An 11,688-nucleotide genomic window follows, 5' to 3' on the forward strand; every position below is an offset into this window, starting at 1 on the left:
GTATCATACTATCTCTTTGTAAATGTATTGAATGATTGATATAATCCTATTCCTGATTCAGGAAAGGATTTTTGATATTCAGTATTTTATAAACACTGTGAAATCCTTTTGCTTTTGATGAAGAAACAGATGCTCTTATTCTGTTCAAAATATGTATTGTTTGTAGGTGGTTTTTTAGAAATAAACCTTTAGAAACACTATGAGAAAAAAGAAGTTCGAGAAATCAGTATGCCTGCTATTCCTTGCCGCCGGTACCTTCTGTCTTGCACAAAAAATCAATTTAAAATCCCATGAATTATCACTCAATGGATATATTCGGACAGGCTTCGGATGGTCAGATGGTGGCCCAATGGTAAATTTTACTGCGCCGGATAATGTTCATAAATTCAGAATGGGTAATGAAGCCAATCATTATGGTGAACTTCAGTTTAATTACCGGTACAAAAACAAAGATTCGGTAAATCTCTATGAAGTCACGTATATGATGGCAAAGTTTATTCCTTTCGGAGATGACGGATATCAACAATTTCCAGAAACTACCCAGCTTTTCGGTAAAATAAATAAGGTGATAAAAAACGCAAATCTATGGGTCGGAAAGAGATATTATGATCGTAGAAACGTAGAATCTCTGGATTATTTTTGGATTAATTCTGCGCAAAATTCACAGGTTGGTATTGGATTAGAAAATTTTCAGGTTAAAAAGTCAGGTACTATGAATCTTGCTTTCATGAGATTTAAATACGGAAATAATGATGCCCATTCCTACGTGGCAGATTTCAGGTATCTGGATCTTCCTGTTTCAAAACATTCCAAACTGAATTTTTTGGGTCAATACAGTATAAAAACACAAAATGAAATGACCAATACCCCACAATCTACAGGATATGCACTGGGCGGATGGTGGACGTATTCCCAAAAGAATATCAGCAATACTTCTACAATACTGTTTCGGAAAGGTAGCTCAATAGTAGAAAATCCTTACTCCGGAAAAACAATATCAGAAAATGCAGGCAATAAAGTGCTCTATGATCTCGATAAGGCAAATTCGTTTGATGTCATAAATAATTTTGTCTATGATGATAAAAGAAAACATGCTGTACAGGCATCTCTTAGCTATCAGTACAGAGATTTTGGAATTGGTAATACCGATGAAAAGGGGACGATTCTGGATCATAAAGTGTCAAAAAACTTTGTGAGTATAGGCTTTCGTTACCTGTATTATATCAACAAACATTTCAATCTGGCTTTAGAAGCAGGAAATGATTATATGAAAAATAACAGATCGGGAGTGGAAGGAAGTTTACAGAAAATTACATTTTCACCACAGATCTCCTGGGATTACGGGTATTATTCAAGGCCCGTTTTGCGGCCATTCGTTACTTATGCCCATTGGTCGGATGATTTTGTGGGGAGTACAGGTGTTTCGGATTTTAATACCAGGCTTACTGGCAAAAATAATGGGATATCTTTTGGTCTCCAGCTGGAAATATGGTGGTAAGACATACCCCTCACCGGATAATAAGACTTCTTTTATGTAAAATCTCCAATTGAGATAAATTAAACTTTATCATCGCAGAATTTGAGATCTATGAAATCTTGATTTTGAGATCTTTTATTTTTATAACAGATTGATTGAATATAGCTTCAAAATTTAAGTTAAAAATCATTCGTACATCAAATGAAAATATTAATTAGTTTAAATTGCTATATTTGGGAGTTTTAAAAATTAATAATGATATTTTCTTTACAAGGCAACGTTCAAGAACTTACGCCTACCTATGCTGTAATCAATGTACAAGGAGTTGGTTACTACGTAGGTATCAGTCTAATGACCTCACAGACGCTGGTTTTGAATCAGCCGACCTTTTTATTTATTCAGCAGATCATTCGTGAAGATGCCCATCTTCTCTTTGGATTTAACACTCGTTCAGAAAAAGAAATGTTCAATCTGTTAATAAGCGTTAATGGAGTAGGAGCAGTTTCAGCTCTTATTCTCTTGTCAACTTTGACGCTGGATGAGATTGCTTCGGCAGTACTTTCCAAAAATAGTGCATTGATTCAGAAAGCAAAGGGTATCGGTGCGAAAACAGCAGAAAGAATTATTGTGGATCTTAAAGATAAGGTACAGAAATTCAATGGTACAGCCGAAAACATTTCTGTGCTGGTGGATAATAAAATTAAGGAAGAAGCGTTATCTGCATTAGAAGTTTTGGGCATTCCAAAGCGTATGAGTGAAAAAATTGCAGATAGAATAATAAAGCAAAATCCAGAAATCTCGGTTGAAGAACTGGTAAAACAAATTTTAAAAAACATTTAACATTTGGTGGCTAATAACAAACATTTTAACATCTTCTTGTTCCTGTCGTTCCTGTGTATTTCCGTGGGGGCATTTGCCCAACAAAAGCAAACGGATACACTGATCATAAGAAAACAATATGAAGTGGCTGACCCTACAAGGTATGAAGCCTATTACGACATAAAAACCGGGATGTACTATGTATATCCCAAAGTCGGAAATACAATAACCGGTCCCCCTACAGCAATGTCTCCTGAAGAATATAAGGAATACATGCTTGCAACACAGACCAAAGCCTATTATAAAGAGAAATCTGAAAAATATAATCTCCTTTTCAGAAAAGATAAATCTGATGCAAGAAAAAAAGGTCTTATTCCTTCCTTACTCATCAACAACAAACTGTTTGAAACCATATTCGGAGGCAATAAAATTGAAATTATCCCTTCCGGATATGCTTCCATCGACTTTGCAGGGTTGTATCAGAAGATTGATAATCCGCTGATCCTGCCGCAGAACAGAACCAGTTTCACCTTTGATATCGATCAGAGGATTCAGTTGGGATTATTAGGGAAGGTAGGTGAAAACCTGCAACTGAAAGCCAATTACGATACACAAAGCGGTTTTGCTTTTGAAAACAGGATGAATCTCGTTTGGCAGTCAAAAGGAAGCTGGAAAGATCTCCAGAAAAAAGGTCTTGGAAATTTAGATAAACCTAGCGAAGGAGGAGAAGATAAAATCATCAAAAGAGTTGAATTTGGTAATGTTAATATGCCTCTTTCCACCAGTTTGATCCGTGGTTCACAATCTTTGTTTGGGGTGAAGACAGAATTCCAGCTGGGAAAAACTTTTGGAACAGTGGTGCTTTCTCAACAACAAGGGGAAGCCAGAAATATTGTAGTGCAGGGAGGCGGTGTGATGAATAACTTTAAGGTCAATGCCATTGATTATGAAGAAAATCAGCATTTCTTTTTAGGACATTATTTTCTTAATACATATGATAATGCTTTACTGAACTATCCTCAGATCAATTCAATCATAAACATTACCAGAATGGAAGTGTGGGTACTGGATCAGGGGAACAGTAATCTGGCCTATCAGAAGAGTATTATCGGGATCAGGGACCTTGGAGAAGGAGCTGGAGGAGGCACAATGCCGGACAACTCTCTGAACGGACTCTATGATGATATTTCAACGGCCGTTGGTACAAGAGAAGCAGGTAAGAACTATGGTACGATTTTACAGGGGAAAACTTTTGCAGGTAGTACGGAACCTTATCAAAATGATGAACATTTTATCTTCAACAGCAAAGCAAGAAAGCTAAACTCCAATGAATTTGTATTCCAACCACAGTTAGGATATATTTCATTGAACCAAAAGCTTAATGATAATCAGCTTTTAGCCGTTTCTTATTCCTATACCGTCAACGGAAGTAACAAAGTATATAAAGTTGGGGAATTTTCTGAAGAAAGCCCTGTGTTAATTACCAAAGTATTAAGGGTAAATAATAAAGTAAACACACAGTCTCCAATGTGGAAGCTGATGATGAAAAACGTATATTCTTTAGATGCAGGCCAGGTTTCACCGGACGGGTTTATTCTGAATGTATTGTACAGAGACCAGAAAACCGGAGGTAAAGTAAATTATCTTCCGGATACTTCTGTAAAGGATCTGAATTTATTGAAATTATTCAATTGGGACCGTTTAAATATGAATGGGGATATTCAGATCAATAAGGACGGTACCAATGGAGACGGGGTCTTCGACTTTGTAAACGGAATAACGATCAGACCGGAAAACGGAAGGGTAATCTTTACCAAAGTACAGCCCTTCGGTGATTATATGCAAAATGTATTGGGAAGTAATGATCCAAAGTATGTTCTTCATGACCTTTATGATAAAATAAAACAAACTCCAAGTCAATCATCAGTACCTCAGTGGTATACCATAGAAGGACGATATAAAGGAGTCCAGGGACAAGGAATATCCCTTGGAGCGGTCAACGTACCACAAGGATCCGTAAAAGTTTCAGCCAATGGAGTACAACTTTCAGAAGGAGTAGACTATACCGTAGATTATATGCTGGGTACAGTGACGATCATTAACGAAAATGTGAAACAATCCGGACAGGCGATCAATATTTCATTAGAAAACCAACTGACCTTTAATACCCAACGAAAAAGATTTTTAGGGCTAAATTTAGAAAGGAGGTTTAATGAACACTTTATTTTAGGCGGTACGGTAATTAACTATTCCGAATCTCCGCTTACCCAGAAAGTGAACTTTGGACAGGAAGCCGTGAATAATACAATGGCAGGGATCAATTTGATGTATAACAATCAGGCACCATTCCTGACAAGGTTGACAGATAAACTTCCATTGATCAAAACAGAAGCACCATCCAACATCAACTTTAAAATGGAAGGAGCTTATTTGTTGCCTGGGCTCAATAAAGGAACCAATAACCAGTCTTATATCGATGACTTTGAGCAGACGACTTCTAAAATATCTTTAAAAGAACCGGCAGCATGGAGCCTTGCTTCAAAACCTGAAAAGAATACAGAACCACCATTCAATACGCCACCTGCTAATGATGATATTACAAGCGGATACGGAAGAGGATTGCTGTCCTGGTATACGATTGACCCAAGATTCTGGAACATCGGAGGAAAATCACCCGCAGGAATTACACCGCAGTCAGTCTCCAACCATGCTTCAAGGAGAGTTCAGACTTCTGAGATCTTTAATAACAGAGATTTCGTAGCAGGGGAACAAACCTATACAAACACGTTTGATATTTCATATTATCCTAAAGAAAGAGGACCTTACAACGTGAACCCGGGAACAGAACAGGCGCAAAGCAGATGGGCCGGGATCATGAGACCGATCAGTGTTCCTAACTTTGTCAGTTCAAATATTGAATATGTCGAGTTCTGGATGATGGATCCCTATGCAGACGGAAAGCCGCTAGGGGATAATGCAAAACTTTTACTACAGTTAGGAAACGTTTCTGAAGACGTTTTGAAAGATGGAAAAATGTTGTATGAAAACGGACTTCCAACTCCCGCGACTCAATCATCTACGACCACTTCAAACTGGGGGGTACAGCCGAAGCAGCCTCCTATTTTATATGCATTTTCTACGGAAGGGGATGACAGAAAAAAACAGGATGTAGGATATGACGGATTAAGTTCAGATCAGGAATCAATGAGATTTGGAAATACATTTGTAAACCCTGTAACGAACATCGTTGACCCTGCTGTAGATGACTTCGTATTTTATATGTCGGATAAATTTACAGGAAATCAGGCATCTTCACTTATTGAACGTTATAAGTACTTCAGAAATCCGGATGGAAACTCTGAGGCCAACTCTCTGAACGTTTCATCACAGACTCCGGATGCAGAAGATATCAACAGGGATTATAACCTGGATCAGACAGAAAATTACAATCAATATACAGTAGATCTTAGCCAACAAAAATTAGCATTAGGTCAAAATAATATAGTGGATGTAAAAACAGTAAAAGCAAATTTCCAAAACGGGCAGTCAGCTGATGTAAAATGGTTTTTATTCAGAATACCTGTGTCGGGATACGATCCGGACCAGGGAGCCGCACAACCGTCTGTATTGAACAACGTAAGATTTGCGAGGTTAATGCTGACAGGATTTGAGCAAACTTCTACCATAAGGTTTGCAAGCATGGACTTGGTAAGATCAGACTGGAGAAAATATCCTAATAAAATTGCCGGGGTAGCTGATACTGGAACATCAGAAGGAACCGGAGAAGTGTTAAATAAAGACTTTGAAATAGGAAGTGTAAATATTGAAGAAAATGCTTTTAATAAACCTCCATATGTATTGCCTCCTGGAATTGATCGTCAGGTTCTAAGTGGGAATGCCGGGGCACAAAGACAAAATGAAGCTTCTCTATATATGAAGACAAATCAATTGGAAAGTGGAGAGGCTAGAGGTGTATTTAAGAATACTACACTGGATATGAGAAGGTACAAAAAACTTAAAGTCTTTACTCACGCTCACGATCCAGGTAATAGGGATAGAAATATTGGAAGAATAGATCCTAAGACCAAATTTTTTATTCGTTTCGGAAATGATGCCACAGACAATTATTATGAATATGAAGCATCTTTGAAACTAACCAGAACTACAGAAACAACACCAATGGAGATCTGGCCAATGGAGAATGAAGTTGATCTGGAAATTCAAAATTTCGTAGATGCGAAGATCAGAAGAGACAAAAATAATTCTGATAAAATCACACAAAGAATACTTGACAATGTTTTTGGTGGTGGAGATAATGCAAAAAAAATCTATATCAAAGGTCGCCCAAGCTTAGGGAATGTAACAACTATTGTAATTGGGATAAGAAACGGTATTGCAAGAGGAGAGGAATATGCTGAATCCATAAATAGAATCCTTTGGGTTAACGAACTGCGTCTTTCTGAAATTGAAAACGATGGAGGATATGCAGGAAATGCCAGCTTAAACTTCAATATGGGAGACTTTGCAACCGTAAACGCGAATGCTTCTTATACTTCGGTTGGCTTCGGAAATATAGACTCAAAACCAGCTGAAAGAACCCAGTCTACACAATCTGCATTTAGCATCAATACGGCGATCAACGTAGATAAACTCCTTCCTGAAAAAACAGGAATTAAAATTCCTTTAAACTATTCGTACTCACAGACGATTGAAGATCCGAAATACAATCCTTTGGATACGGACGTTGAATTCAGCAAAGCGCCTAACAGAGAGCAATTAAAAAAGGTAGCAAGAACGTATACCCAGCAGAGAAGTATTGGTGTCGTGAATATGCGTAAAGAAAGAGTGAATCAGAATAAAAAACCAAAGTTCTATGATATCGAAAACGTTTCTGTGACTGCGGTGTATAATGATGACTATTTCAGGGATATCTACACCAAGAAAAACTACAGACAGTATCTGAAAGGCTATATTGATTACAACTACACTTTCAAACCATGGGTAGTGAAACCTTTCAATAAAATGATCAGTGATACGGCAAAATCAACCAAGTATCTGAAATGGGTAAAAGAGTTTAACTTTAATCCTGTTCCTACAAGATTATCTTTCAGAACAGAAATTGACAGGAATTATAATGAGCTTGAGTTTAGAAATGTACAGGCCATCTTAAACGGTGATATGATCAGTAATTTTGACGCTATCAGAAACAGAAACTTCTTTTTTGGATGGCAATACGGATTAGGATTTAATTTTACCAAATCATTAAAACTGGAAATCAATTCCGCAACCAGAACATTGAATGACAATATGGATGTCAATTCGATGGACAGCAAATCGATTTTCGGAAATGTATTCAGAGCGGGAAGACCGGTGCTGTATAACCACAGAGTACAGTTAAACTATAAACTGCCGTTCCAGTATCTTCCTTACCTGGACTTTATCGATGCTGAGGTAGGGTATGGATTTACGTATAACTGGAATGCAAGATCTACAGCCTTACTTTCAAGCCCTCAGGGAAGCTTAGGATCAATAGGGCAGAATACCAATGTGATCCAGGCAACGGCTTCAGCAGATCTTCCTAAATTCTTCGGACAGTTTAATTATTTTAAAAATATCAATGCCAAACTTCAGAAGAGAAAACAGGAAATGGATTCTTTGAATAATGTTTATACAAAACAATGGGAAAAGAACAGATACAGATACAAGAAATATAAGTTTAAAAACAAGCTTTCCATTCCTGAAAGCGCAGCATTCTTCCTGACTTCTTTCAAACAGTTGAACGTAAGCTATAATGAAACCAATGGAACTGTACTTCCGGGATTACTTTCCGCTCCGAACTGGTATGGCTACGGACAAACTTTAGGTGGCCCCACAATAGGGTTCCTTTTAGGTTCTCAGGCTGATATCAGAAGAACTGTGATGGAAAACGGCTGGGTAAGTGACTCCAAGTATATGACCGATCCGTATGTCAGGATGTCTACCAAAGAATTAAGGGCAGACTTACAGATGATGCCGATGAATGATCTTAGGGTAGATTTCAATGTGTTGCATACTTATAACAGTAACTTTACACAAAGCGGATTTAACTATAGAGATTCAGACACAAAAATTGTAAATCCTGATTTTACCTTTGCAAATGAGATGGTCACCTATTCCAATTCTACGATGCTGCTGAGCACATCCTTCAAAGATGGACAGGCAGTGTACCAGGCGTTGAGAGATAATGCAAGAACTTTATCACAACAGTTGGGTGGCACTGCTAACATCGATAATAATGGATATGCAAAAGGTTATAGTATTGCTAATGCATATATTTTAATTCCTGCGTTTAGAGCAGCCATGGAAGGGAAATCGGTGGCCCCGATGGGTAATCCTAAAAAATCAGGTTTCCCGTTACCCAACTGGCGGATTACATACTCTGGATTGAAGAATATTCCAATCATCAGCGGTCAATTTAGTAAGTTTGATATTCTCCATGGATATACAGCAACCTATACGGCAACAGGAATCCAGAGAAACATCGACTATTATAATAATCCTAATGGAAATTATCCGGCTGTAGACGCTTCCGGTGTGGTAGTTAAAGATGGTGGAGATAAAATCAATCCTTACACGTTTGCTCAGGTAGGATATGTAGAATCCTTCTCACCACTGATCGGAATTGATGTGACCATGAGAAACAATATGCAGTTCGGTATCCAATATAACAGAAACAGAATGATGGTACTCGGATTGGTGAACAGCACCCTTACTGAAGATTCAAATACAGAATACGTAGTGAGATTAGGATATATTGTCCGAAACTTCAGATTAGGAACTGCCAATATCAGAGGAAGAGGAACCAGAGGAAAAGGAAGTGACCTTAACATCAGAGGGGATATTGCGTTAAGAGACAGTAAGACGTCCATTATGAATATCCTGCTGAATGATTCTCAGGTAACAGGAGGACAAAGGCTAATGAATATTAAACTTTCTGCCGACTATAATGTTTCAGAAAATCTTAACCTGAGAGTGTTCTACGAACAAATGACCTCCAAGTATAAAATTTCAACGGCATTCCCGTTATCAACCATTAGAGCCGGTATTTCTGCCACATTTACATTCGGTGACTCCGGAGGTGGATTCTAAGAAAACAAATAAAGACTCACAAATAAGTATCCCTTTCTCTTGAGAAGGGATATTTTTTTGTAATAACTGATGTTTAAATGATATAAACAGCCCCTTGTTTATAAATTAAATCGCTGCTCCCGCAGCGATTTTTTATTTTCATTCAAAATTTTATAAAGATGCCCATTAACACTTTGAACCTTTTAGAATTTTGAATACATTTGTACAAAATAAAAATTAAAAAATGAACACACCATCAGAATTAAAGTACACCAAAGATCACGAATGGATCAAGATTGAAGGTAATGTAGCTACAATTGGTATTACAGACTTCGCACAGGGAGAACTTGGAGATATCGTATACGTGGATATAGATACTGTAGATGATGATCTTAATGGAGGAGATGTTTTCGGAAGTGTAGAGGCAGTAAAAACTGTTTCAGACTTATTCTTACCGATTGCTGGAAAAGTGACTCAATTCAACTCAGATTTAGAAGATCAGCCGGAACTATTGAATACTGATCCTTATGGAGACGGATGGATTATTAAATTGGAAGTTGCTGACGGTGCAGATTTATCTGAATTGCTTTCTGCTGAAGAATACCAGGCTATCATTGGATAAAATTTCAAAAATATTTAGTAAGATCTTGCCCATTTATTGGGCATTTCTTACTTATATGCTTCTCAGGCCCGGACAAGAAAATCATGAATATTGGTTTATGTTCAGCGGGATCGATAAAGTTCTGCATTTCTGCATTTTTGCATTTCTGGGATTTTCGTTCATCGCTACATTTCCCAAAATAAAATTCTCCTACTTTTTTCAGATCATTCTTATATATGCATTCCTTACCGAAATCCTACAGGAAGAAATGGGACTCGGAAGATCTATGGAAACATTGGATATTGTAGCAGACGCTATAGGATGCCTCGTTGGATACTATACGTATAAAATATTCATAAAACATTTTTTCTGATCACACATTTTGTGACTCATTTCAGGTCTCGTCACACTCAAGCCCTCCAATTCATTCATTCTCCGGCTTTCAAACATATTCAGGAGCTGTTTCCCGCTATCCGCTCATACTCCTCGCGCCCTTGCGCTCCACGTCTAACCATATATTCTCCAGCGCCTGCTGTGGGGTAACCGCTTCTATCGGGGCTAGGAAATGGTAAAAAGTTGAAAATGGAAAATTGAAAATTGAAAATGGAAGCCTAATCAACATGCTTATTTACTCATCTGTGCAATCTTCGTGATCTGTGGTAATCTTTATTCAGTAGGAGCCGGCTAAATCCCGCTTAATAAATATCTCTTTCCTTGGGCTTTAGCCAAAACCTAAGGGCTTCCCAGCCATCTCCATGCAGTTTGTCATCCCGTAGGAATCAGAACATAGTCATTCTCACATACTCTTATAATATATATGTATTATCCATTATCCTCTGTGTAGATCCGTGTAATCTGTGGTAAAATCAAGTTCACTAGGAGAGTGCTATAGCTGATCAATACATTATTTATCACCATTAATCTGATATTCTACTCACTTGTCCTCCCGCAGGAATCACAACATCGCCATTTTCATATTCTTTTATAATATATAGTATATAGATTATCCATGATCCTCTGTGTAAATCCGTGCAATCTTTTCCAATGGCTTTAGCCAAAACCTAAGAGCTTCCCAGCCATCTCCATACAGCTTGTCATCTCGTAGGAATCACAACATAGTCATTCTCACATACTCTTATAATATATATGTATTATCCATTATCCTCTGTGTAGATCCATGCAATCTGTAGGAAAAGGTTCTCATCCCTCTCAAAAAATCCCCCTTCCGACCTCTGATTTCTCTCCACACTCTAACCCTCCCACGCTCCAACTCCCTCCCTTCAAACATTTGTTTAAAATTTTTCTCCCTGCCTTCCAGTCGTTTACCCTCCAATATTACAATAAAGTAAAATTTATGTTACATAAACTTGCGGGGTATTGAGGAAGTCTCTATCTTTGCCCCACTGAAAAACGAAAGATATTCAGTAAGCGCAGAAGGGCTTTAAATAAGCAAAAACAAAATACTCTTAAAAAGAAACAGACGAAAAAAACTTCAAAACTTTTTACAAAAAAAGTTGCCGGTTAAAAAAGAGTTTGTATCTTTGCAGTCCCAATTAGAGGGAGCGCAGGAGTAGAGTGATTAAGGTGATGAGAAGGGTTTAGGGTTACACAATAAACTTTAAATTTTCTTCAAAAAACATTTGGTCAATTCAAAATAAAGTTTTACTTTTGCACTCGCAAATAC

5 protein-coding genes are annotated in these 11,688 nt (G+C 37.6%); all 5 read left to right on the top strand.

The annotated features are described in order from the left end of the window. Positions 1 to 199 precede the first annotated feature (199 nt). The 5 genes from M030_RS0113690 (at position 200) to M030_RS0113710 (ending at position 10,377) form a co-directional block, all read left to right on the top strand. On the top strand, positions 200 to 1,498 hold the full coding sequence (locus M030_RS0113690) for a carbohydrate porin (RefSeq protein WP_027374025.1): 1,299 nt from the start codon (positions 200 to 202) through the stop codon (positions 1,496 to 1,498). A gap of 234 nt (positions 1,499 to 1,732) precedes the next feature. Next, positions 1,733 to 2,317: a Holliday junction branch migration protein RuvA gene (ruvA, locus tag M030_RS0113695; protein ID WP_027374026.1), complete on the top strand. Its 585-nt coding sequence runs from the start codon at positions 1,733 to 1,735 to the stop codon at positions 2,315 to 2,317. A gap of 3 nt (positions 2,318 to 2,320) precedes the next feature. Then, positions 2,321 to 9,424, top strand: coding sequence for a cell surface protein SprA (gene sprA, locus M030_RS0113700; RefSeq protein ID WP_027374027.1), 7,104 nt, complete (start codon positions 2,321 to 2,323; stop codon positions 9,422 to 9,424). A 223-nt stretch (positions 9,425 to 9,647) separates the two neighbouring features. Next, a complete protein-coding gene (gene gcvH / locus M030_RS0113705) occupies positions 9,648 to 10,025 on the top strand; it encodes a glycine cleavage system protein GcvH (RefSeq protein ID WP_027374028.1) in 378 nt (125 codons plus the stop codon). 55 nt (positions 10,026 to 10,080) lie between these two features. Further along, entirely contained in the window at positions 10,081 to 10,377 is a 297-nt protein-coding gene (locus tag M030_RS0113710) for a VanZ family protein (protein ID WP_317126793.1), read from the top strand. The last annotated feature ends 1,311 nt before the right edge of the window (positions 10,378 to 11,688 follow it).

Source organism: Chryseobacterium sp. UNC8MFCol, from assembly GCF_000482305.1.
Classification (GTDB): Bacteria; Bacteroidota; Bacteroidia; order Flavobacteriales; family Weeksellaceae; genus Chryseobacterium; species Chryseobacterium indologenes.

Bases quoted from the DNA above. Each gene is read 5' to 3' on its own strand.
- M030_RS0113690 (WP_027374025.1), top strand. From the start codon at position 200: ATGAGAAAAAAGAAGTTCGAGAAATCAGTATGCCTGCTATTCCTTGCC.
- ruvA (WP_027374026.1), top strand. From the start codon at position 1,733: ATGATATTTTCTTTACAAGGCAACGTTCAAGAACTTACGCCTACCTAT.
- gcvH (WP_027374028.1), top strand. From the start codon at position 9,648: ATGAACACACCATCAGAATTAAAGTACACCAAAGATCACGAATGGATC.
- M030_RS0113710 (WP_317126793.1), top strand. From the start codon at position 10,081: ATGCTTCTCAGGCCCGGACAAGAAAATCATGAATATTGGTTTATGTTC.